Consider the following 23,244-nt stretch of genomic DNA (forward strand, 5'->3'; position numbering starts at 1 on the left):
AGGGAGATGCGAGACCGCCCGCGGCATTCCGCGGGCTTGGTCTTTCAAGAGACAACAGAAAACCCGGTTCCCGAGACTGAAAGATCCTGATGAGCGAAGCCAACAAGCCGGACACACCGCACACCGAGCCCGTCTATACCCCCGAAATCGACAACGCGATCCCCATCGAAGTCACGCCGCCCGCTGCGGACAGCTACGGCGAAGGGTCGATCACGATCCTCGAGGGGCTGGAGGCGGTGCGCAAGCGCCCCGGCATGTACATCGGCGACACCTCCGACGGCACGGGCCTGCACCATCTGGTGTTCGAGGTGGTCGACAACTCCATCGACGAGGCGCTGGCCGGCCATTGCGACGACATCGTCGTTACCATCCACACCGACAACTCGATCTCGGTGGTCGATAACGGTCGTGGCATTCCGACCGGCGTCAAGATGGACGACAAGCACGAGCCCAAGCGCTCGGCGGCCGAGATCGCGCTGACCGAACTGCATGCCGGCGGCAAGTTCAACCAGAACAGCTACAAGGTTTCCGGTGGCCTGCACGGCGTGGGTGTGAGCTGCGTGAACGCGCTGTCCAAGATGCTGCGCCTCACCGTGCGGCGCGAGGGCAAGGTGCACGTGCTGGAGTTCAGCAAGGGCTTCGTGCAGAACCGTATCGTGGAGACGGTCAATGGCGTTGAGGTCTCGCCCATGAAGGTGACGGGCGAAACCGAGAAGCGCGGTACCGAGGTGCACTTCCTGCCCGACACCGAGATCTTCAAGGAAAACGCCGATTTCCACTACGAGATCCTGAGCAAGCGTCTGCGCGAACTCAGTTTCCTCAACAACGGCGTGCGCATCCGCCTGCTGGATGAGCGCACCGGCAAGGAAGACGACTTCTCCGGCGCCGGCGGCGTCAAAGGCTTCGTCGAGTTCATCAACAAGGGCAAGACGGTCCTGCATCCCAACGTGTTCTATGCGGTCGGGGAGCGCCCGGCCGATACCTACGGCGGCATCCCGGGCACGCACATCGGCGTCGAGGTCGCGATGCAGTGGAACAGCGGCTACAACGAGCAGGTGCTGTGCTTCACCAACAACATCCCCCAGCGTGACGGCGGCACCCACCTCACCGGCCTGCGCGCGGCGATGACGCGGGTGATCAACAAGTACATCGAGGAGAACGAGCTCGCCAAGAAGGCCAAGGTCGAGGTCACCGGCGACGACATGCGCGAAGGCCTGTGCTGTGTGCTGAGCGTGAAGGTGCCCGAGCCCAAATTCTCCAGCCAGACCAAGGACAAGCTGGTGTCCAGCGAGGTGCGCGCGCCGGTCGAGGACATCGTCGGCCGCCTTCTCAGCGACTACCTGCAGGAGCGTCCCAATGACGCCAAGATCATCTGCGGCAAGATCGTCGAGGCCGCGCGCGCCCGAGAGGCCGCCCGCAAGGCTCGCGAAATGACGCGCCGCAAGGGCGTGCTCGACGGGATGGGCTTGCCCGGCAAGCTGGCCGACTGCCAGGAGAAGGACCCGGCGCTGTGCGAGGTCTACCTGGTGGAGGGCGATTCCGCTGGCGGCTCTGCCAAGCAGGGCCGCGACCGGAAGTTCCAGGCCATCCTGCCGCTGCGCGGCAAGATCCTGAACGTGGAAAAGGCCCGCTACGAGAAGCTGCTGACCAGCAACGAGATCCTGACCATGATCACCGCCCTTGGCACCGGCATCGGCCGCGCGGGCGCGACGACCGCCGGCGGCGGTGCCGACGACTTCAACGTCGCCAAGCTGCGCTACCACCGCATCATCATCATGACCGATGCCGACGTGGACGGCGCCCACATCCGAACGCTGCTCCTGACCTTCTTCTATCGGCAAATGCCCGAGTTGGTCGAGCGCGGCCACATCTACATCGCGCAGCCCCCGCTCTACAAGGTAAAGGTCGGCAAGGAGGAGCAGTACCTCAAGGACGGACCGGCGCTCGATGCTTTCCTGCTGAAGGTGGCACTCAAGGACGCCAGTATCCAGACCGGCGGCGACAAGCCCAGTACGCTCAGTGGCGACACGCTGGCTGAGCTCGCGCGCAAGCATCAGCTCGCCGAGGCCGTGATCGCGCGCCTGGGCAGCTTTCTCGATGCCGAGGCACTGCGTGCCATCGCGGACGGCGTGAACCTGGACCTGGACACCACCGCCGCGGCCGAGGCCTCGGCCGTGGCACTGCAGGCCAAGCTGCGCGAACTCGCCAGCACCGGCGTGCCGGCCGAGGTGGCCAGCGAGTTCGACGCCCGCACCGACAAGCCGCTCCTGCGCATCAGCCGCCGCCACCACGGCAACATCAAGAGCAGCGTGATCACACAGGACTTCGTGCACGGCGCTGACTACGCGGCCCTGGCCGAGGCCGCCAAGACTTTTCACAACCTGCTGGGCGAAGGCGCCGTGGTGCGTCGCGGCGAGGGCGAGAAGGCCAAGGAGGAAAAAGTCGGCGACTTCCGCGAAGCCATGCGCTGGTTGATCGGCCAGGCCGAGAACGCAACCTCGCGCCAGCGCTACAAGGGCCTGGGCGAGATGAACCCCGAGCAGCTGTGGGAAACCACCATGGACCCGAACGTGCGGCGCCTGCTCAAGGTGCAGATCGACGACGCGATCGAGGCCGACCGGGTGTTCACCATGCTGATGGGCGACGAAGTCGAGCCGCGGCGCGAGTTCATCGAGCAGAACGCGCTGCGCGCCGCCAACATCGACGTCTGAGGTCTGTCTGAAGCGCGCGCGACAGTGGGAGAGCGGCGCGAAAGGCCAGGCACCTTTCACCTGCCGTGAAAAATCGCGCGCCAGACTCGCGAACGCAGTCTCCGTCTGTCTGCGCATTGGGTGAAACGCTATAGCTAGCCCGACTCTTGCTAAGGAAAATTCCGGCGGTTTGACGCCGATTTTTTGGAGCGAGGACAGCAGCGATGACACCGATCCGTTTCGGAGGGCCCACGGCGGCATTGGCAGCGGCCATGATCTGGGCAGCCTGCACGCCAGCGCAGGCGCTGACCAACCCGCCGATCCGCATGGCGCAGGGGATCGAGTACATGTGCGGCGGAACCAGCAGCGACGAGGCCGCCTTCATGCGCATGGTGTCACCGCGCTGGGCAGCCACCCTGGAATTCACGGTCCACCGCGCCAAGGTCGGCCCCATGCCATCGGACATCCAGGTGCTGGTGCGGGAGCGCTACACGGGCCGCCCCGTCATGGAAGCCGTGGCCACGGCCCCCTATTTCCTGGCACGGCTCGATCCCGGTGCCTATGAGATCGAAGCGACGCTGTCCGGAGTGACCTTGAGGCAGCCGCTGGTGGTGTTCAACGGCGTGGGCTCGCGAGCCACCTTCGTCTGGCCCTCCAACGTTGACTTTGCCAATGCCGGGCGCCTGTGGCCCGAGCAGCAGGCGGCAATGCGCAGCCGCGACTGAGCCGACCGGCCCGAATTTCAGCTTCTTCTAAGCCTGTCCACTCACAGTTCGGGCGTGGGACGAACGCTTCGTCCCTCTTCCCCAACGCGAACAAGGACACGGCTATGAACACCCTTCGTATTTCACGGCGGCCCGTGGCCGCACTGGCCATCGGCGTTGCATCGCTGGTGGGTGCGCTCTCGGCGCATGCAGCCTACAACCCCCCCATCCACATGGTCAACGGCATCGAGTACATGAGTGGCGGCATCAGCAGCGACGAAGCCACGTTGATGCAAACCGTGGCACCGCGCTGGCCCGCCACTTTCGAGTTCGCGATCAAGCACGGCAGCCGTTCGGACTTCGCGGCCAACGTGGCCGTGACAGTGCGCGATGCATCGGGCCGCGCGGTGCTGTCGCACGTGACCGCCGATGGTCCGTTCATGGTGGCGCGCCTGGACCCGGGCCGCTACGAGGTGGAAGCCACGCTGGCCGACCAGACGCTCAAACAGGCCATCGAGGTGCACGCCGGCGCCCCGACCCGGGCCCTTTTCCTGTGGCCGCCGGGCACCGACATGAGCGCGCATTCGTGAGTGAGCACCGGTGGGAGCGCTGCAGCTCCCGCCCATCCCCATCCCGTCGACCGCGGAGCGGCCGGTGCCCGGCGCCTTCGCGATCCACTGACGCGGGCATCTTGGCTGGCACGCGCCTTGCGCACCTTGAAGCGGGCGCTCGGCGCTTTCATATGCGGGGCGCGCGATTGCGTTACCGTGCAAGGCTCCGATGCCGCTTCGTCCCCTGACCCTTCTGACCACGCTGCTGCATGCCTACATCGGCCTGCGGCTGCTGCCGGCGCTCGCCTCAGGGGGCATGGGCTGGGCGTGGTTGCTGCTCGCCGCGCTGCTGCTGTCGGCCGCCACCATGCCGCTGCCCTTCGTCGGCCAGCGCAGGGGACGCCGGCGGCCCCTGGCGGACGGGTGGAAGTGGTTGGGCCTGTTGAGCATGGGCTGGTTCTCCTCGATGTTCGTCCTCACGCTGGTGCGCGATGCCGGCCTCTTGCTGGGCTGGCTGCTCGCCCTCGCCGGCGGCTGGCCCGTCGACTGGCCTCGCGTGCATTCCTGGAGCGCCGCCGCGGTTCCCTTCGTGGCGACCCTGGTCACGCTGATCGGCTTCTTCAATGCACGGCGCGTCGCCGGCGTGGTGCGCGTCGAGGTGCCGATCCGGGATCTGCCGGCCGGTCTCGAGGGCTTCACCATCGCGCAGCTCAGCGACATCCACGTCGGGCCGACCATCCGGCGTGGTTACATTCAGCGCATCGTCGAGGCGGTCAATTCGCTGGGCGCCGACATGGTCGCGATCACCGGCGACCTGGTCGACGGGACGGTGGCCGAGCTGCGTGAGCACGTGGCACCGCTGGCCGGGCTGCGGGCGCGCCACGGCACCTTCGTGGTGACAGGCAACCACGAGTACTACGCGGGCGCCCACGCGTGGATCGACGAGTTGCGGCGCCTGGGCTTGCGCGTGCTGCTCAATGAGCACGTGGTGCTGCAGACGCGCAACGTGAAGGGTGCGCAAACCGATGAGGAGGTGCTCGACAGTGCCCTGGTCGTGGCGGGCGTGACCGACTACACCGCGGCCCATTTCGATGCGGCCCATGCGAGCGACCCGGAGGGCGCGCTGGACGGTGCACCGCCACTGGTGCACACCCGGCTGCTGCTGGCGCACCAGCCGCGCACGGCGCCTGCGGCGGCGGAGGCCGGCTATCACCTGCAAATCTCGGGCCACACGCACGGCGGTCAGTTCTTCCCGTGGAACCTGTTCGTGCCCTTGCAGCAGCCCTTCACCGCGGGGCTCCATCGGCTGCAGGAGATGTGGGTCTACACCAGCCGCGGCACGGGCTACTGGGGCCCGCCCAAGCGCTTCGGCGCACCTTCGGAGATCACGCTGCTGAGGCTGGTTCCGGAGCGTCCCTGACCCTGGCCGGTGCCTCGCGCGCAACACTGCTTCGCCCGCGGCACACCAGCGCGGCCCGCTCCCTCGGGCAAAGGCGGCTGCGTGTAGGCCTTCACCGCGATGTGACAACGCCTTCGAGTGTTTTGAGCGAAGATTTGCGACTGTTTTTCCGGCCTTTTTCGCTGCTGCCCATTTGGCAGTGGTGCTTGCCCGTTTTTTTTGTCGCAAGTCCCCCTCAAGATGCCAAACAACAACACCGCACCGCGCGCCGTCCTGCTCACCACGGCACTCCTGGCGCTTTCCCTCTCGGCGCAGGCCGTCGAGGACCGCAAGACAACCCTTTACGTCGACGCCGGTCGCGCGCCGCACAACAACACCGCGACCAACTCGCTCACGCTCGGCGTGATCCTGCCCTGGGGTTCGGAGCGCCGGTTATGGGGCACGGCGGTCACCTCGTACGCGGACCTGTTCGTGAGCCAGTGGCGTGCACCCTCGCCTGATCGCACCAGCCACAACAACTTCACGCAGCTCGGCGCGATCGCGCTCTGGCGCTTCCGCTTCGACGAGGGCGCTTCACCCTGGTTCGCCGAGGCAGGTATCGGCATCACGCAGATGAATGAACAGTACGAGACGCCGGACCGGCGTTTCAGCACGCTCTTCCAGTTCACCGAGCAGCTGGGCATCGGCCGCACCTTCGGTGCGCGCGGCGAGCACGAGATCTCCTTGCGCTTTCAGCACTTTTCGAACGCGAGCATCCGCAAGCCGAACCCGGGCGAGAACTTCTACAGGCTGCGCTACGCCTATCGCTTCTGAGGCGGTGGGCGGGGCCGCCCCAGGTGCTCGCCGGCGTGGGCCAGGTCGTCGAGCCATTGCGCATAGGCCGACTCGCGTTCCTGGGGGTCGCCTCGCAACAGCGCCGAAGGGTGCAGCGTGACGAGTACCGGCAGTCCCCGCGCATCGGTGTGCCACTGGCCCCGTTCGCGCGTCACGGCCACGGGCCGCCCGAGCAGGGCGCGTGCCGCGGTGCCGCCCAGGGCGACGAGGGCGCGCGGGCGCACCTGATCGATCTCGCTGTCCAGCCAGTGCAGGCAGGCCGCGACCTCGCGCTGGCCCGGCGTCTTGTGCATGCGCCGCTTGCCGCGCAGCTCGAACTTGAAGTGCTTGACGGCATTGGTCACGTAGAGCGCTTCGCGAGACCAGCCCAGGTCGGCGACAGCCTGGTCGAACAGGCGCCCTGCGGGGCCGACGAAGGGCCGTCCCTGCAGATCTTCCTGGTCGCCGGGCTGCTCGCCGACCACCATCACGGCGGCTCGCACCGGTCCTTCGCCGAACACCGACTGTGTGGCGTGGGCACCGATGGGGCATTCCCGGCAGTGATCGGTGGCCTCGTGCAGGATGCGAAGGGCCTGCTCCGGATCGTCGGGCAGGGCCGGAAAGTCAATGCGGGTGGCCATGGCAAGCTCCTTGGCGTGCCCACCCTGCACGGCGACGGGAATGCGGCGTGCCGGGATGGTCGGCGCCGCGTCGATCATCGTGGCACTGCGCGCCGGTGCCTCGCGCGCCAGCGTGTCGATGAGGGGTGACTCGGGCAGGTTGGGCCAGTAGCGGCGCGGCATCTCGCGGCGCATGTGCGCGAGGTTCAGACGCGCCGGGTTGAAGGTGTGACGGTAATAGGTGAGCCAGAGGGCCTCGCCCGCATCCGGCGGAGGCGCATCCCCTCGCACGGCGCCAGGGCCGCATTCGAGCACTTTGCCGGTCCAGCGGATGCTGCGCAGGGGTGTGAGGAGGGCCCAGCGCATCTGCGCGAAGCGGCCCATGAAGAATGGGGCGACCGCCTCGACCACGTGGTGCTCCGGTTCGAACCATGCCACGTGCAGCGGCGCATCGCCGTCCTGCGCGTCGACCGTCCGGAAACGCACATAAGCCGTCATCTTGTGCATCTCGTTCTTGACGGCCCGTGCCATGCGCTGCGCGTGCAGCCGGTCCGTGTCCAGCGGATCGTTGCGCAGCCCGGGCTCATGGACCAGGCGCCACAGCAATCGGTAGAGCAGGGCGAAGCGCTCCGCGCTGGCGTGGAGGATCGCGGCCTTGCACAAGGCGACGAAGGAAGCGGGCACGACGAGCTGGCTGCCGGGCACCACGCGCGCTTCGTCCTGCGCCGGGTCGGCCATCGCGGCGAAGAGGCCGGTGTGCTTCCCGGTGGACCAGTCGACTTCCTCCGGCGGCACCAGTCTCGCGATGAGTGAGCGCGCCTCGCGCCGGAAGCCGGGCCAGTCGGTTTCCCCGTCCAGCGTGATCAGGTACTGCGCCATGCCGCAGGGTAGGAAGCCGACGGGATGCGGTCTTGTAGGTCTTCAGCCGGAAAACAGCGAGGCCTGGACCGGCGCAGGCCGGAAGTGCGCGCCGAAGTCGGCAGCCTCGAACGAGCGGCCCGGGCGATGGTCGGCGGTGACCACGAAATGCATCACCTTCGACAAGGGAACACGGAGCCGTCGCAGGTCCTCGCTGCGCAGGCGCCGCACGCGCCGCGCGGCCAGGATCCGGTCAACCGCTTTCACGCCCAGGCCCGGCACCCGCAGGAGCAGCTCGCGCGGCGCCTGGTTCAGGTCCACCGGAAAGCGATCCCGGTGCGCGAGCGCCCATGCGAGCTTGGGATCGACATCGAGCCGCAGCATGCCGCCCGCGTCGGCGGAGGGCACGATCTCCTCGTGCGAGAAGCCATAGTGCCGCATCAGCCAGTCGGCCTGGTAAAGGCGATGCTCGCGCAGCAGAGGCGGTGACTTCAGCGGCAAAGCCGAAGCGGCATCCGGAATGGGGCTGAAGGCGGAGTAGTACACGCGGCGCAGCCCGTAGGCGCCATAGAGAGTCGCGCTGGTCGTCAGGATCGCCCGATCGTCCGTCGCGTCCGCGCCGACGATCATCTGCGTGCTCTGGCCGGCGGGTGCGAAGGGTGTGGGCATCGCGCGTCGAGGCACCGCGCCGGGCATCGAGGCGGCCGGCGCGGCCCGGGCTTCCTTCCCGGCGTTTCGCGCATCGTCGATGTGCACGCGCATGCGGGCCATGGAGCGCCGGATCGCCAGTGCGTTCTTCTCCGGCGCGAGCGAGGCGAGGCCCTGCTCGGTCGGCAGCTCGACGTTGATGCTGAGCCGGTCGGCGTAGCGGCCCGCGCGCTCGAGCAAACCGGGCGCGGCGTCGGGGATGGTCTTGAGATGGATGTAGCCGCGGAAGCCGTGCTCCTCGCGCAGGACCCGCGCCACCTCGACCACCTGCTCCATGGTGTAGTCCGGGCTGCGGATGATCCCGGAGCTGAGGAACAGGCCCTCGATGCAGTTGCGGCGATAGAAGTCCAGCGTCAGCGCCACCACTTCGTCGACGGTAAAGCGGGCGCGCGGCACGTTGCTGCTCACGCGATTGACGCAGTAGAGGCAGTCGTAGCCGCAGTAGTTGGTGAGCAGGATCTTGAGCAGAGAGACGCAGCGCCCGTCCGGCGTGAAGCTGTGGCAGATGCCGTGCCCGTCCACGGAGCCGATGCCGCGCCCGCCGCGGGAATCGCGCACGGTGCCGCCGCTGGAGGCGCAGGATGCGTCGTACTTGGCCGCGTCGGCGAGGATGGCGAGTTTTTGCTGGACGTCCACTGGACGAATATACAGTGTGGAAGGACGACCCTGCCGCCGTCAAGGTCGAAGCGCTGCCTCCGTTTTGCGGCGCCGCCGCGCCCGCATTTCGGTGCCCAGGTAGGCCGCCGTCGCGATGCCCAGCGGCAGCAGGTAGTAGATCGCGCGGTAGGCCAGCAGCGCGGCGAGCAGGCGGTCCGACGGCACGAGATGCGACAGCAGCGCGACGAACACCGCCTCCAGCACGCCCAGGCCCGCCGGCACGTGGGTGATGACGCCGGCCACCGCGGCCACCAGCAGCACCGCCAGCACTTGCGGGTAGGGCAGTTGCCCTTGCAGCAGGAACCAGATCACGCCGCCGATGAGCGACCAGTTGGTGCAGGACAGCAGCAATTGCAGCAGCGCCATGCCCAACGCGGGTGTCTGCAGCTCATGGCCCCGGATGTTCCAGGTGTGCTCGCGTGCCACGGCGCATAGCACGAGGTAGGCCGCCGCCAGCACCAGCAAGGCCCCGCCGAGCACGCGCAGGCCTTCGCTTTCGATCTTCCAGTCGGGCGGCAAGCCCAGCGGCCAGAAGAAAAAGGCCACGCCCGCCACCACCAGGTAGCCCAGCCAGTTGGTCAGCATGCTGAAGCCGAGGATGCGGGTGATGGTGAGGTTGTCGAGCCCGAGGCGCGAGTAGAGGCGGTAGCGGAATGCCACGCCGCCCACCAGCGCGCCCATGTTGAGGTTGAAGGCGTAGCTGATGAAGGTCACGCCCATCACCGTGCGGGCACCGAGCGAATGGCCGGTCATGTGCCGGCCCAGCACGTCGTAGGTGCTGTAGAGCGTGAAGCTGCAGGCCGCGAGCAGCAGCGCGGCCATCAGCGCCGGCAAGGGGATTTCGCGCACCGCCGACAGCACCTGGGCCCAGTCGATGGTGCGTGCCTGGCGCACCAGCAGCCAGGCCACGACGGCGAAGAAGGTCCAGGCCGCAATGCGCTTGACCCATGGCCACCAGGCGCGCCGCGCCCGGCCCGCCGCGCCGCCGGCGCGCGGGGTGGTCCTGGAGCTGCCGCTCATGCGTGGTCCGTTCGCGCCGCGCCGGTCTCCGTGGACTTCGGGTCGACCACCGGTTTCAGGCGCGGCGCGTGGCGCGGCAGCCAGCCGGCCCAGGAGGGGTACCAGCGCAGCAGGTGAAACACGAAAAAGCTGCGAACCAGCCGCCAGCCGCTCCATTCGTCCAGGTCGGCCGCCTCCACGTGCTTGCAGTGGTTCTGCATGAGGCGGTCCAGGCGTGACTGCAGCTCCTGGGCGAAGGCGGCATCGCGCACCACCACGTTGGCCTCGAGATTGAGCGAGAGGCTCAGGGGGTCGAGGTTGCTGGAGCCCACCGTGCTCCACCGGTCGTCCACCACCGCGACCTTGCCGTGCAGCGGCCGCTGGCAGTACTCGTAGATGTGCACGCCGGCGTGCAGCAGGTGGTGATACAGCATGCTGGCCGCCACCTTGACGATCGGCATGTCCGGTTCGCCCTGCAGGATCAGGTTCACCTCCACCCCGCGGCGAGCCGCGCGGCGCAACGCCTTGATCAGCCGGTAGCCCGGGAAGAAATAGGCGTTGGCGATCACGATGCGCCGGCGGGCGCTGCGGATGGCAGCCAGGTAGTGGCGCTCGATGTCGTTGGTGTGGCGGCGGTTGTCGCGCGTGACGAACTGCACTTCCGCGTCCCCGGTCGGGGCCAATTCGGCCTGCGGCGCGGCCTTGATGCGGCGGCGGAACCAGCCCGCGCCCTTGCCGCCGACGGCGATCGCATGCAGCACGAAGCGATGAATCTCCGACACGATCGGCCCGGTCAGCGCCACGGAATAGTCCTGCTTGGCCTTGGGGCCGAAATCCATCACATGGTCGGCGGAGTAGTTGATGCCGCCGACGAAGGCCAGGCGGCCGTCGATCACCACGATCTTGCGGTGCATGCGGCGGAACAGGTTGAGGCGCTGGCCGAGGAACTGCTGGCCCGGATCGAAGGCACGCATCCGCACCCCGGCCTGGCCCAGCGACTGGATGTAGGCCTCCGACAGATCGGGCGAGCCGAAGCCATCGATCATCAGGTCGACCTTCACGCCGCGCCGTGCGGCCTCGCGCATGGCGTCGGCCAGTGCATTGCCGACCTTGTCCTCGAACAGGATGAAGGTCTCGATGATGACCTCACGCTCCGCGGAGCGGATCGCGTCGAAGACGCGCGGGAAGAATTCCTCGCCGTTCTCCAGCAGTTCGATGCGGTTGCCGCCGATCCAGGCCATCTCGGTGTCCTCAGAGCTCGATTTCCGCGACCAGCGGAGCGTGGTCCGACAGGTGCGACCAGGGCCGGCGCGGGAGCACCACCGGCGCATGCACGCCGGCATTGCGCACGTAGATGCGGTCCAGCGACAGCACCGGCAGCCGTGCCGGAAATGTCCTCGCAGCACGGCCCAGCGCCTGCACGAACACCTCGCGCAACTGCGCGCCCTCCTCGAGGATGCGGTGCGCGCGGCCGCGCCAGTCGTTGAAGTCGCCCGCGACGATCAGCGGTGCATCGGCCGGCACCTCGTCGCGCACGATGTTGCACAGAAGATCGAGCTGCTGCTCGCGGTGGTTCTCGGCCAGGCCCAGGTGGGCGCAGATCACGTGCACGTCCACCGTGCGGCTCGGCAAGCGCAGGATGCAGTGCAGGAGCCCCCGCTTTTCCGGGCCGACGATCGACACGTCGTGGTTCTTGTGGTGGACGATGGGGAATTTCGACAGCACCGCGTTGCCGTGGTGGCCGCGCGGATAGACCGCGTTGCGGCCATAGGCGAACTGCGGCCACATGGTGTCGGCCAGGAATTCGTAGTGCGGTGCCTCGGGCCAGTTGTCGATGCGGCTCGAATGGCGCGAATGCGTTCCGAGCACCTCCTGCAGGAACACCACGTCCGCACCCACCGTCCTCACCGCTTCGCGCAATTCCGGCAGGATGAACTTGCGGTTGAGCATCGTGAAGCCCTTGTGGGTGTTCACGGTCATGACCTTGAGCGACTTGGGCGGTGCCGTTGTGCCGGCAGCGGGCGAGGAAGGTTTCACGTGATGAGTTGTAAGCCGCCTTCGCTGCGTCGGCTGTAGGAGCCCGCCATCTCCTGCCGCCGCCTCCTGGCTTGGCCTGCGCCGGGCGCGGGCAGGCTCCTACAGGAATGGCGGTCGGGCCCTCACACCGGGCGCGTGGGGCGCTCCCTACCTTGAAACCAGAGTCTTTCGAAAAGGACTCGGATTCTTGAACTGTCGAACCTGTTGAACCTGGAGACAAGGAGATCGCCATGAATAAAGCATCGGTAGCCACCGCCATGCTCGCGGGCCTCATGGGCCTGGCGGGCGCCAGCTACGCGCAGACGACCTCTGTGCCGGCGCAACCCGACCCGGCCAAGGGCGGGCAGGCCAGCACGAAGAGCGTGCCGGGCGGGGTGGCCAACGCCACGCAGCGCCCCGACGGCAGCGCCCCTGCATCGCGAGAGGCCGTGCGAGCCGAGGCCCGTGCGCACAATCGCAACAACGTCAACAACCCTGTGCCGAAGGGCGAGGCGACCACCACGGTCAACGGCCAGCCCAATGCGATGCCGCGCACCACGGGCCAGATGTCGCGCACCGAGGTGAGCATGGAAGCGCGCAAGGAGCGTCCGCGCTTCGGCAATCCGGGGGAGCGGCCGGACGTGCCGACCAATCCGACCAACCGCACGGGGACGCCGCAATAAGCGCTGCGCCAACTGCGACCCCATGAAAAAGCCCGCTGCGATGCGGGCTTTTTCATGGGGCGGTACCGAGTCTCAGCTTCGAGTGGGCTCGCCCTCGCCATGCCTGTGCATGTGCGGTCCGTGGCCGTGGCCGCGCGGCCCGAAGCGCAGCGTCTGGGCATCGAAGGTCTTTTGCTGCTCTGGCGAGAGCGTCGCGTAGAGATTGCGCGTGGCCGTCATCAGCTCGTTGAAGCGGGTGTTGCGCTCGGCATGGCGCGCCTGCATGCGTTCCAGGCGCTGCGGGGTGCTCATCTTGGCGAAGGCCTCGCGTTCCGCACGCGCCTGGCCGGCAGGCCGGGCCGGGCGTCGTTGCGCGGCGGCGAACTGGTTCCACGCGCTTTCCTGGCGCGACTCCAGGTGCAGCTTCTGCTTGAGATCGGCCAGGCGCTGGGCGCGTTGGGCCTGCATGCGCTCGATGCGTTGCGCGCGGTCCATGCGCGGCTCCTTCTTCGCGGCCTCCGTGGCCTGGGCCTGCGGTTGTGCGACCGGCGCAGCGGAGGCGGGCTGCGGTGCCTGCGCGAAGGCGGCGCAGGCGAAGGCGGCCGAGGCGATCAGGCCGGCCATGCGGATCTTTTGACGGGGCGGGATCATGTGCGTTGCTTCCTTTCGAAGAAGCCTGACGGCGGGGCCGGCAGGTGAGGAGGAGTCTGAAGGCCCTCTGTTTCGCCGCCGTGGCCCGTGCGTCAGCCGTGCGTAAAGAAAGATCTCGGAGCGTGTCGTCCGCCCTGGCCCGGCCCTTCGGTGGCCGGCTACTTGGGTCGTGGCGGCTCCAGCCCCGCGTCCGCCGTCGTCAGCCGCCCGGCGCGCAAGGCCATGACCGCACGGGCCACGGCGCGCGCGACGTTGCGCACCTCTTCCTGCAGGCCGGTGTCGCGGTCCAGCGCGTCGTGGCCGGTGGCGTAGGGCTCGTAGTAGCCCAGGTAGCGGTCCAGCCGGGCCTGGGCCCCCGCGTCGATCAGGCCCATCCAGTCCAGCCAGTCGCTGAGGTTGCGCCGCAGGCTTTCGACGCCAGCCACGTCGCCATGCACCACCAGGCCGTAGGCGCGACCGGCCAGGTGCTTGGGATAGTCCCAGCCCTTGAGCTCGATGGCCTTGGCCTCGTCGGCCTTCTTGCCGTGCGTGGAGCTGGGATCGGGGTTGCCGCCGTCGGCGCAGACCATTCGGTCGGCCATCAGCTTGAGCGGACTGGTGGCCTGGTACCAGTGGGTCGGCGTGAACAGAATGACGCCGTGCGCCGAGACCCAGCGCTCGTAGATCTCGTTCATCCAGTCGCCGGTCTGCTGCAACGCGTGGTTGGGGTAGCAGCTGCAGGGCCAGTGGCACAGCGGCATGGCGGTGGAGACACAGCCCTTGCAGGGATGGATATGGCGGCCGTAGTCGGAGGTGAGCCGGCTGAGGTCGAGCACGTCGCAATCGAGCTGCGGCTCGAGCACCTCCTTCGCGAGCTGAAGCAGGCGCCAGGTCTTCGACATCTCGCCCGGGCAGGTGCCGTCGTTGCGCGGGGAACCGTTGATCAGGAGCACGCGTGACGGTGTTTCCGGCCGCGACCATGCGGCCTGCGCCTGCTCGATGCGCTCCCTCGCCTCCAGCCAGTCGACCGAGAGTTCGTAGTCGGGATCGGCATAGCCGGGGCCGGCCTGGCGCGTGACGGGCGCCTTGCGGCCTTCTTCGTAGGCCCTCCACGCGATGGCTTCGATGCGCGAGAGAGCTTCCAGCTCGGCTTGATACGCCGGATCGCGGAAGCGCTGCATGAATCGCTCGTGGAACGCGCCGCGTTCGATCGGGAGCGGCGCCTGGCCCTTGCGGACGTCGGTCATCGCGCCAATCTAGCCAGTGCACCGCGTTTGCGAGGCGCTCCGCTGGGCGCAAGATGCCGTAGGCAGAGGGCTACAGCTTGCCGTTCTGGAAATCGTGCACGGCCTGCGTGATCTGCTCGCGCGTGTTCATCACGAAAGGGCCGTACTGCACGATCGCCTCGCGCAGCGGCCTGCCGGCAATGAGCAGCGCGCGCGCCGGGCTGTGGTTGGAGGCCTGGGCGCGCAGCCGCACACCGTCGCTGTCGGGCTCGTTGGCGAGGATCGCCATGCGCTTGGTGGGGATCTCGCTGCTGTCGACGAAGAGCGATTCGCGGAATACATAGACGAGTGCGTTGCGGTCCGGCGGCAGGGGCTGGGCGAATTCGGTGCCCGGGGGCAGGGTGAGGTCCAGGTAGAGCGGCTCGGTGAGCTCGCGCTGCACCGCACCCGCGATGCCATGGCTCTCACCCGCGATCACACGCACGTGTACGCCGGCGGGCGTGACGAACGCGGGGATCTCGGCGCTCTGGATGTCGCGGTACCAGGGCTCGCGCATCTTGTCCTTGGCCGGCAGGTTGAGCCAGAGCTGAAAGCCTTCCATCATCCCGTGTTCCTGCTCGGGCATCTCGCTGTGCACCAGGCCACGGCCGGCGGTCATCCACTGCACGCCGCCGTTTTCGAGCAGGCCTTCGTGGCCGGCGCTGTCGCGGTGGCGCATGCGGCCCGCAATCATGTAGGTCACGGTTTCGAAGCCCCGGTGCGGGTGGCTGGGGAAGCCGCCGATGTAGTCGCCGGGGTTGTCGCTGCTGAAGGCGTCGAGCATCAGGTACGGGTCCAGGCGCTGCTGCAACGTCTGGTGCAGCACGCGCGTGAGCTTGACGCCGTCGCCGTCGCTGGTGGAGACGCCGGCGACGATCTGGTCGATGCCGCGCGGACGCGCCAGCGTCACGGCTTCGACGTGGTGGTGATGGGGGCTGTTCGGCCTGGGTGCGGTGTTCGGTACGGTACTCATGGAGCGGATGGTGGCACGGAGCGGAGACCGCGCTAGGGGTGGGGCTGCCGGCCGCCGAGCGCCTCCGGCTCCCAGGGCTCACGAGCGTGCCTCCGCCGGGGCAGCTCTGCGTGTCACGAGCGCCGGCGGGTGGCGCGCCGGCGCAGCCAGGCCGAGGTGCCGAGCGCCACCGCCATCACGGCGAAGGAGACCACGGTGGTGACCGTGCCCAGCGCATAGATGGCCGGCGTGGTGACGGTCGAGGTCAGGCCCTGCAGCTCCAGCGGCAGGGTGTTGACGTCGCCGATGGCCTGCGAGGTGCGCGCGATCTCGTCCCACGACAGCGTGAAGCCGAACATGCCGATGCCCACGATGGACGGCCCGATCAGCGGCAGCACCACGTGGCGGAAGCTCTGCCAGGGCGTGGCGCCGAGGTCGCGCGCCGCCTCCTCGTAGGCCGGGTCGAAGCGGTTGAAGACCGCGAACATGATCAGCAGGCCGAAGGGCAGGGTCCATGTGAGATGGGCGCCCAGCGCCGAACTCAGCAGGCCGAGGGCGGTGCCGTAGTTCTCCAGCGTACCGGTGGCCTCCAGCGCCTGCAGTGCGCTCTTGATGCCGCCGTCGAGCAGGCGGAACTGCAGGCCGATGCCGAGCGAGACGATGATCGACGGCATGATCAGGCTGGCCACGGTGACGAAGAACAGCGTGTTGCCGCCCGCGAGCTTCTTGCGGAAGGCAAGGCCCGCGAGCACGGAGAGCACCACCGTCATCAGCATCACCACCATGCCCAGCATCAGCGAGCGGCGGAAGGCCGCGCCGATGTCCACCGTGCCCAGTCCTTCGGCCAGCTTGCGGAACCAGTGCAGCGACATCCCGCGCAGAGGAAAGGTGAGCCCGCCCTCCGGCCCCTGGAAGCTGAGCACGAAGATGGTGATCATCGGCCCGTAGAGGAAGAGCACGAAGAGCGCGAACACGATCGCCAGCGGCCAGAAGCCGGGGGCACGCTGCTCGCCGATCGGGGTTCGTCCCACCTCAGAGCTCCTTTCGGAGATCGACCAGTCGTGTGAGGCTCCAGATGAGCATCAGCACCACCGCCAGCAGAATCATCGCGTTGGCGGCCGCCAGCGGGAACTGCAGGTAGGAGGTCTGCACCTGGATGATCTTGCCCACCGAGGCGATCTGCTGCCCGCCCATCACGCCGATGGTGACGAAGTCGCCCATGACGATGGTGATGACGAAGATCGAGCCGATCAGGATGCCCGTGCGCGACAGCGGCACGATCACGTTCCACAGCGTCTGCCAGCCGGAGGCGCCGGCATCGCTGGCGGCCTCGAGCAGCGAACGGTCGATGCGCATCATCGAGTTGAAGATGGGCACGATCATGAACATGGTGTAGAGGTGCACGAAGGCCAGCACCACCGAGAAGTCGGAGAACAGCAGCCACTCCACCGGCTGCTCCACCAGGCCCACTCCGACCAGCCCCTGGTTGACCAGCCCGTTGCGGCCCAGCAGCGGCACCCACGAGATCATGCGGATCACGTTGGAGGTCCAGAAGGGCACGGTGCACAGTACGAACAGCAGGGTCTGCATGCCGGGCGAGCGCACGTGAAAGGCCAGGAAGTAGGCCACGGCGAAGCCCACCACCAGCGTGATGGCCCACACCAGCAGGCAGAATTTGAGCGTGCTGAGGTAGGTCGACAGCGTGACGCACAGATCGCCGTTGTCCGTGAGCCCCGAACAGCCCTCGAAGATGCTCGCGTAGTTGCGCAGCGTGAGGGCCGGGATCAGCTCGTACTCGTTGAAGTTCCAGAGGCTGACCATCGCGATCAGCGCCAGCGGGATGAGGAAGAAGAGCAGAAAGACGAGCGCAAACGGCGCGGCTTGCCACCACGCCTTAGGCGCCTTTGCCGGCGTCCGGTCGATCAGGAGGGTCGTTGTGGTGGCACTCATTGATGAACGTGGGGTCGAATTTATGGACTGCCCTCAGGCAGCCACGAATTCGTTCCATTTCCTGACCATGTACTCGTTCTCGTCCATCACCGCGTTCCAGCAGGCGATGCCGCCCATGCGTTGCTCGTAGCTCCCACCGTCGCGCGTCGACCCCGCCTTGGCCAGCAGTTCGCCATTGGGGCTCTTGATGTCCTGCGTGGCGGCCTTGCCCTCCATCCAGTAGGCCCACTCGTAGGCCTCCATCCTGGCCTTGGCCGTCTCCAGCACCGCGCTGTAGTAGCCCTGGCGGTTGAGGTACGCGCCAGCCCAGCCGTCGAGGAACCAGTTGATGAACTCGTACGCGCCGTCGAGCTTGCGGCCCGAGAGCGTGGCGGGCAGGCCGAAGCCGGCGGCCCAGGCGCGGTAGCCTTCCTTCAGCGGCTGGAAGTTGCAGGCGATGCCCTTGGTGCGTACGGCCGTGACGGCGGGCGACCACATCGACTGGATCACCACCTCGCCCGAGGCCATCAGGTTCACGCTCTCGTTGAAGTCCTTCCACAGCGCGCGGAACTGGCCGGCCTTCTTGGCCTCGATCAAGGTCTTGATGGTGAGGTCGATCTCGGCCTTGCTCATGTTGCCCTTGTCGGCGTACCTGTGCAGGCCCTTGGCCTCCACCACCATGGCTGCGTCCATGATGCCGATGGAGGGGATGTTGAGGATCGCCGCCTTGCCCTTGAACGCCGGGTTGAGCAGTTCGGCCCAGCTGTCGATGGGCCGCTTGATCAGGTCGGGCCGGATGCCCAGGGTGTCGGCGTTGTAGACCGTCGGAATGAGCGACATGAACTGCGTCGGCGACTTCGCGAACACCTTGCTCTTCTCGCCCTCGAGAAAGATCACCTTCTTCGGCGCCGTGCCCTGGTCGCCGACCTTCTTGCCGCCCACCTCGCCCTGGGTGAAGAGCGTGGTGATCTTGTCGGCGTTCCTGATCTTCTTCGTGTCGATGCCCTTGAGGTTGCCGGTGGGCACGATCTTCTTGAGCGAGAAGTACTCCGTGTCGATCAGGTCGAAGCTGTTGGGCGCGGTCACGGCGCGCTTGGTGACGTCGTCGGTGGTGACGGCGACGTACTGGATCTCGATGCCGGTGTCGGCCTTGAACTTCTCGGCGATGGCCTTGTCCTGGTTGACCGCGGTGCCGAGGTAGCGCAGCACGATCTTCTCCTGCGCGTGGACGGCAGGGAACACGCCGGCCGCGAGGATACCGGCGGTGCCCTTCAGCAGGGTGCGGCGCGCGAGGCCTTGGCTGTTCGGATCGTGGGCTTGGGACATGGGCGGGTTTCCTCGAAAGGCATTGGTTGAAGGATCGGAAGGGAGGGGCGGTGCTAGGCCGCCATCGTTGCGAGTGCGGACAAGGGCTGCCGCACGCTGGGCGTGCCGGCCGGCGGCGCCTCGGGGCGGATCGCGCCTGGCCCGAGCGCGCGTGCATCCGCCGCGGACCAGGAGAGCCGGACGTGTTCACCGACCGAATAGGGCCGCGCGGCGAAGCTCTTTTCCGCCAGCTGCACAGACGCCTCGCGCATCGCCGGCGCCGCATCGGCCAGCCGCAGCCCGATCAGCACGTAGGTGCCCTGGTATTCCACGTCCGTGATGGTGGCGGCCAGGCCCTCGCCTTCGCCCTCGGGCGCGATGCGCATGTGGTCGTTGCGCACCGCGATCAGGCCATGGGGCAAGGCCAGCACGTTGTGCCCGCCCATGAAGCGGGCGACGAACTCGCTGGCGGGGTGGTTGTAGACCTCGTGCGGCGTGCCGACCTGCTCGATCAGGCCCTGGTTCATCACCACCATGGTGTCGGCCAGCGCCATCGCCTCTTCCTGGGAGTGCGTGACGTGGATGAAGGTCAGGCCCAGGTCCTGCTGCCAGCGCCGCAGCTCTGCGCGCATCTGGATGCGCAGGAAGGGGTCGAGCGCGGACAGCGGCTCGTCCAGCAGCAGTACGCGCGGCTCGGTGATCAGTGCGCGCGCCAGCGCCACGCGCTGCTGCTGTCCGCCGGACAGCTCGCCCGGCTTGCGTTGCGCCAGGTGGCCCATGGCGACGCGGTCCAGCAGCTGGGCCGCGCGCCGGTGGCGCTCGACCCGGGAGACGCCTTTCATCTTGAGGCTGAAGGCCACGTTGTCCAGGGCCGAGAGGTGCGGGAAGAGCGCGAAGCTCTGGAACATCATCGCCGTGCCGCGGGCGGCGGCCGGCAAGTGGGTGATGTTGCGGTTGTCCAGCAGGATGTCGCCGGACGAGACCGATTCGTGGCCGGCCACCATGCGCAGCGTGGTGCTCTTGCCGCAGCCCGAGGGGCCGAGCAGGCAGCAGTAGCTGCCGCTGGCGATGCGCAGGTCGATCCGGTCGACGGCGGGCGGCGTGCCGGCGGCATAGCGCTTGGTCAGCGCGACGATCTCGACGGCCGCGGGAGGTGGGGCGGTGACGGCATCCATCGCTGCCGGCACCGCAAGACGTATGCCAGCATCGCCTGGCCCGGAATGCGCCGACTTGGTGCGATGCTGACCAAGTCAGTGATTAGATTAAAAACAGCTCTGCAAATCGTGCGCTTATAAATATATCGAATTAGCTTGGCAATCGTTGCTAATGGCCGTGACTAAGAGTTCATCTGTTGTTCTCGCTTCTTTTCATCAGTTCTATTCGCGAGACGCATCTTTTCTTTAAACTCATCCAGTCCTTGTGCGCGCAGAGTTCGACGTTCTTCTTGTGACCAATTGGCAATTTGTCGTTCGGCCTCAGCGATACGTTCGTCGAGGCTAGGCTTAGGATGGATCATTGAGGTTCTCCTTGTTCAGTGAAGAAAGCAATTTGCTTCGATATTTTTTACCAAGTTCTCGAAGCGATTTGATGAATGACCCTGTAATTTGAGTTTCTATATTAAAATAAGTGTTTAGGTATCGCTGAAAGCGTACCTGCCCGCCGGCAATTGACCATTCGACAGCATTTCCATCTCCTTGCTTGCGAAGATCAGCGGCATCAAAAAGAAGTTGATACTGACGCGGAGCAATACCCTGAAAAGGTTCAAAGTTCACGATACGCTGTGAAGGTGTTGCTGGGTCCACAGCGATGGAATCATCATGTAGTTGCTTGGCGCGGCTTTTTGGATACGGCTCAATATATACGACTCTCATGATCCCGCTCGCAACAATGTGACGGGCGCACATATGACAAGGAAACGTCGTAGTAAAAAGTGTTGAACCCTTCAGCGGTATTCCGAGTCTCGCCGCAGACGTAATTGCTGCCATCTCTGCGTGCACACTACGACCAAACTCGAGCAAGTTCATCAGCGCTGCACCTTTCAAGACATCAATGCGATCACCGACAGTCAACTGCTTTACCAGTGCTTCAATATCCTCTGTTTCTGCCGTTTCTGCAAGCAATTTCGCTTGCTTTAATCGACCCAATGCTTCTTCGAGCATGAATTTTCGTTGTCTCGCACTGGAGTCATAGCCTCTCTTGAAGTCCCGCGCATCAGGGGCATCCCCAGGCCAATATTGATCACCCCCAGCCTTGGGAACATCATTGCAGCCAACTGTCAGCACATCGCCAGTTTCTGTGAGAATCGCCGCGCCGACTTGCCGGTTTAAGTCAGCCGACCTAAGCGCAGCAGAGCGAGCGTGATACATACCATGCTCGTCCCGCGTTGGTGTGTGGAATCTGTAACCAAAGAAGAGTTCAAGAAACCTTTGAACCTCGCTTTTTACGCCGTCGACATGGCGAACATCAACGAAGAAATCTGCCAACGGGAACGCATCCTTAACATCCTGTCCAAGCTTTTTTCCAAACTCTGTTTCGTCTTTTTCTATCAGCCTCTCTGCATGTGCACGGGATTGACTTTCGTCGCCCAATCGGGATCTGGAAAATCGCTCGGCCAAGGTATTGACTCTAAATTCCCGTGGAGCGTACGCGCTCACCAGGATAAATCCGCGGCCATATATCGCCCTTAGCCGTTCGACTTCCGCAGGATGTTTAAGTGAGCGCAAAATGTAGGCATTTTCTTTTACTTTGCTGCCCAGAGAGTGCTTCCGATGCAAGGCGATTTGCTCAACTCCCAGCCATGCCACGGCATCACCGCATCGGCTTTTCTCGCGAAGCATTGTGCCCGCATTCATAAGCAATTCAATGCGCTCGTGTTCAGGGTAAGTTTTGCAGTCAATTCCAAATACTTCTTGGATTGAATCGCTTAAGCGGATCGGAGTTGTGCTGTAGTTGGCCGCAGACAATACTGAAGTAAGGGCCGAAATAAGCGGTTCCAACTCAATCCCGATTGGGCTGACTAAACCGATAACAATCTCCGGCTTGCCTTCCGCAGGCATTACGTCGGTGAATGGCGCCGCATCGTCGTCATATTCTTCTTCATTCCCGGTTGCAGAAGTATTTTCGGTAATGGTTGAATCGTTCATCGCTTCTTAGTTGTTGGTTGATGAATTGTCTTTTTGCTTGCAGCCAAATGGTGGATCCGTCTAAGGCGGGGCAAATCGTGCACTCGTCAATGTCTTCTTTAGTGCTTCGCGCTGCGCGCGGTTAAGACCGCTAATCCCCTCGGCCACCCACTTGGCGCGCTCGCCGTCGATGCGGCCGTCGCGCTGCCATTTGCCGACCGCCGCGCCGGGATTGTTCAGCATGGCGGCCAGCCAGACGGCCTGGGCCGGCTCCAGGTTGCGCGCGCTGCGCTTGAAGTAGCGCTTGGCGGCCGCCTCGGCGCCGCACGGGCCGCCCTCGCCCCAGGGCGCGTTGTCCAGGTAGAGCTGCAGGATGCGCGCCTTGCCCAGGGTCTGCTCCATCTCGACCGCGTAGAGCAGCTCGCGCAGCTTGCGCTCGGCGCTGCGCTCGCTGCCGGTGACGATCAGGCGGGCCAGCTGCTGGGTCAGGGTGCTGCCGCCGCGCTCGACCTGGCCGGCGTTCTGGTTGGCGTCCAGCGCGGCGGTGAGTTCGGCCAGGTCGTAGCCGGGGTGGCTGAAGAAGCGCTGGTCCTCGGCGGCGATGACGGCGCGCGCCAGCCAGCTGTCGGTGGCGAGCCGGCTGGGCGGGCCGCAGCTGGTGCGGGCATCGAGCAGGGCCTCGGTGCCCAGGCCCTCGACGGTGAACTGCTCGATGCGCGGGTGCAGGGCGAAGCGCTCGGCCGGCAGGTCGATTTGCGCGCGCAGGGCCAGGGTGCCGCCGATCCTGGCGCGTTGCAGTTCGGGCAGGGAGGGGGCCAGCACCGCGTACCAGCGGGCGATCGGCGCCTCGGGCGCGTCGAGGTGGATCTGCAGCGCGGTCTGCGTCAGCCGGGCGTCCCAGCGCGCGCGCAGCAGGTTGTCACCGGCCAGTGTGGAGACGGTGGAGGCTGCCGGGATGGCCTCCAGCGTGCCGGCGAGAGAGGGGCCGTCGCGGCGGGCGGTGAAGCGTCCGGTGTCCAGCCGCAGCGGCTGGGTGCCCAGCGCCGGCACGGAAGCGGTGCAGGGTGCACAGATCAGCGCCAGCGTGTTGCTGGCCTCGACCCACTCGACCTGCACCGGGCCGTGCGCGGTCTGGAAACTGCGGCCGTGCAGCCAGGGGCCGAACCAGGAGGAGGTGGCCAGGCGGATCGCGGTGGGCACGCCCACGTTCAGCGCGAAGGGGCCGGCCTGGATGCGGGTGGGCCATTCGCCCGGGCTGGGCGCCAGCGCGAAACGGACGACCAGGTAGATGGCGACCACGGCGGTCAGCACCAGGGCCAGCAGCCCGAAAAGCAGGAACAGCAGCGCTTTCTTCAACAACTCTT

21 protein-coding genes are annotated in these 23,244 nt (G+C 66.3%); 6 read left to right on the forward strand and 15 right to left on the reverse strand.

The window, feature by feature from the left end; all coding sequences use genetic code 11:
* Positions 1-89: 89 nt before the first annotated feature.
* The 5 genes from gyrB to ABEA07_RS12570 all read left to right on the forward strand — a co-directional run bounded on the left by gyrB (position 90) and on the right by ABEA07_RS12570 (position 6,157).
* A complete protein-coding gene (gyrB, locus tag ABEA07_RS12550; RefSeq protein ID WP_425584126.1) occupies positions 90-2,711 on the forward strand; it encodes a DNA topoisomerase (ATP-hydrolyzing) subunit B in 2,622 nt (873 codons plus the stop codon).
* Positions 2,712-2,914: 203 nt separating this feature from the next.
* The gene (locus ABEA07_RS12555; RefSeq protein ID WP_345538205.1) at positions 2,915-3,415 is read left to right on the forward strand and encodes a hypothetical protein; all 501 of its coding nucleotides are present in this window, start codon (positions 2,915-2,917) and stop codon (positions 3,413-3,415) included.
* A 104-nt stretch (positions 3,416-3,519) separates the two neighbouring features.
* Positions 3,520-3,984, forward strand: coding sequence for a carboxypeptidase-like regulatory domain-containing protein (locus tag ABEA07_RS12560; protein WP_345538207.1), 465 nt, complete (start codon positions 3,520-3,522; stop codon positions 3,982-3,984).
* Positions 3,985-4,174: 190 nt separating this feature from the next.
* Positions 4,175-5,365, forward strand: a complete 1,191-nt coding sequence (locus ABEA07_RS12565) for a metallophosphoesterase (RefSeq protein WP_345538208.1) — start codon at positions 4,175-4,177, stop codon at positions 5,363-5,365.
* Positions 5,366-5,584: 219 nt separating this feature from the next.
* Positions 5,585-6,157 carry an acyloxyacyl hydrolase gene (locus ABEA07_RS12570; protein ID WP_345538210.1) on the forward strand — a complete coding sequence of 191 codons (573 nt, stop codon included), beginning with the start codon at positions 5,585-5,587 and terminating at the stop codon, positions 6,155-6,157.
* On the opposite strand, the gene ABEA07_RS12575 is transcribed toward ABEA07_RS12570, so the two are convergent.
* The 5 genes from ABEA07_RS12575 to ABEA07_RS12595 are packed head-to-tail and all read right to left on the reverse strand — an operon-like array spanning position 6,145 to position 11,979.
* Positions 6,145-7,656, reverse strand: a complete 1,512-nt coding sequence (locus ABEA07_RS12575; protein ID WP_345538212.1) for a UdgX family uracil-DNA binding protein — start codon at positions 7,654-7,656, stop codon at positions 6,145-6,147. The genes ABEA07_RS12570 and ABEA07_RS12575 overlap by 13 nt on opposite strands.
* 42 nt (positions 7,657-7,698) lie before the next feature.
* Complete coding sequence (locus ABEA07_RS12580; RefSeq protein ID WP_345538213.1) at positions 7,699-8,979, reverse strand: putative DNA modification/repair radical SAM protein; 1,281 nt, start codon at positions 8,977-8,979, stop codon at positions 7,699-7,701.
* Between the two features lie 39 nt (positions 8,980-9,018).
* Entirely contained in the window at positions 9,019-10,020 is a 1,002-nt protein-coding gene (locus ABEA07_RS12585; RefSeq protein ID WP_345538214.1) for a lysylphosphatidylglycerol synthase domain-containing protein, read from the reverse strand.
* Positions 10,017-11,240, reverse strand: a complete 1,224-nt coding sequence (clsB, locus tag ABEA07_RS12590; protein WP_345538215.1) for a cardiolipin synthase ClsB — start codon at positions 11,238-11,240, stop codon at positions 10,017-10,019. Before clsB ends, ABEA07_RS12585 begins: the two co-directional genes overlap by 4 nt.
* Before the next feature lie 10 nt (positions 11,241-11,250).
* Positions 11,251-11,979: an endonuclease/exonuclease/phosphatase family protein gene (locus ABEA07_RS12595; RefSeq protein WP_345538381.1), complete on the reverse strand. Its 729-nt coding sequence runs from the start codon at positions 11,977-11,979 to the stop codon at positions 11,251-11,253.
* 287 nt (positions 11,980-12,266) lie between these two features.
* Between ABEA07_RS12595 and ABEA07_RS12600 the strand changes: the two genes are divergently transcribed.
* Complete coding sequence (locus ABEA07_RS12600) at positions 12,267-12,698, forward strand: serine/threonine protein kinase (RefSeq protein WP_345538216.1); 432 nt, start codon at positions 12,267-12,269, stop codon at positions 12,696-12,698.
* Positions 12,699-12,770: 72 nt separating this feature from the next.
* Here the strand turns inward: ABEA07_RS12600 and ABEA07_RS12605 are convergent, their stop codons facing one another.
* The 10 genes from ABEA07_RS12605 to ABEA07_RS12650 form a co-directional block, all read right to left on the reverse strand.
* Positions 12,771-13,328 (reverse strand): Spy/CpxP family protein refolding chaperone, encoded by a 558-nt coding sequence (locus tag ABEA07_RS12605; RefSeq protein WP_345538217.1) that lies wholly within the window; start codon positions 13,326-13,328, stop codon positions 12,771-12,773.
* A gap of 158 nt (positions 13,329-13,486) precedes the next feature.
* Positions 13,487-14,554 (reverse strand): flavodoxin family protein, encoded by a 1,068-nt coding sequence (locus ABEA07_RS12610; RefSeq protein WP_345538219.1) that lies wholly within the window; start codon positions 14,552-14,554, stop codon positions 13,487-13,489.
* 70 nt (positions 14,555-14,624) lie between these two features.
* The gene (locus ABEA07_RS12615; protein ID WP_345538220.1) at positions 14,625-15,545 is read right to left on the reverse strand and encodes a pirin family protein; all 921 of its coding nucleotides are present in this window, start codon (positions 15,543-15,545) and stop codon (positions 14,625-14,627) included.
* Between the two features lie 113 nt (positions 15,546-15,658).
* Complete coding sequence (locus ABEA07_RS12620; RefSeq protein WP_345538222.1) at positions 15,659-16,555, reverse strand: ABC transporter permease; 897 nt, start codon at positions 16,553-16,555, stop codon at positions 15,659-15,661.
* A gap of 1 nt (position 16,556) precedes the next feature.
* Entirely contained in the window at positions 16,557-17,474 is a 918-nt protein-coding gene (locus ABEA07_RS12625) for an ABC transporter permease (RefSeq protein ID WP_345538223.1), read from the reverse strand.
* 33 nt (positions 17,475-17,507) lie between these two features.
* Complete coding sequence (locus ABEA07_RS12630) at positions 17,508-18,779, reverse strand: ABC transporter substrate-binding protein (protein WP_345538224.1); 1,272 nt, start codon at positions 18,777-18,779, stop codon at positions 17,508-17,510.
* Between the two features lie 53 nt (positions 18,780-18,832).
* Positions 18,833-19,933 carry an ABC transporter ATP-binding protein gene (locus ABEA07_RS12635; protein WP_345538225.1) on the reverse strand — a complete coding sequence of 367 codons (1,101 nt, stop codon included), beginning with the start codon at positions 19,931-19,933 and terminating at the stop codon, positions 18,833-18,835.
* 161 nt (positions 19,934-20,094) lie between these two features.
* The gene (locus ABEA07_RS12640; RefSeq protein WP_345538227.1) at positions 20,095-20,274 is read right to left on the reverse strand and encodes a hypothetical protein; all 180 of its coding nucleotides are present in this window, start codon (positions 20,272-20,274) and stop codon (positions 20,095-20,097) included.
* Positions 20,261-21,901 carry an anti-phage dCTP deaminase gene (locus ABEA07_RS12645; RefSeq protein ID WP_345538229.1) on the reverse strand — a complete coding sequence of 547 codons (1,641 nt, stop codon included), beginning with the start codon at positions 21,899-21,901 and terminating at the stop codon, positions 20,261-20,263. Before ABEA07_RS12645 ends, ABEA07_RS12640 begins: the two co-directional genes overlap by 14 nt.
* A gap of 60 nt (positions 21,902-21,961) precedes the next feature.
* Positions 21,962-23,236 carry a biosynthetic peptidoglycan transglycosylase gene (locus ABEA07_RS12650; RefSeq protein ID WP_345538230.1) on the reverse strand — a complete coding sequence of 425 codons (1,275 nt, stop codon included), beginning with the start codon at positions 23,234-23,236 and terminating at the stop codon, positions 21,962-21,964.
* Positions 23,237-23,244: the final 8 nt, after the last annotated feature.

It is taken from the genome of Variovorax defluvii, from assembly GCF_039541515.1.
In the GTDB taxonomy this organism is placed as follows: Bacteria; Pseudomonadota; Gammaproteobacteria; order Burkholderiales; family Burkholderiaceae_C; genus Variovorax; species Variovorax defluvii.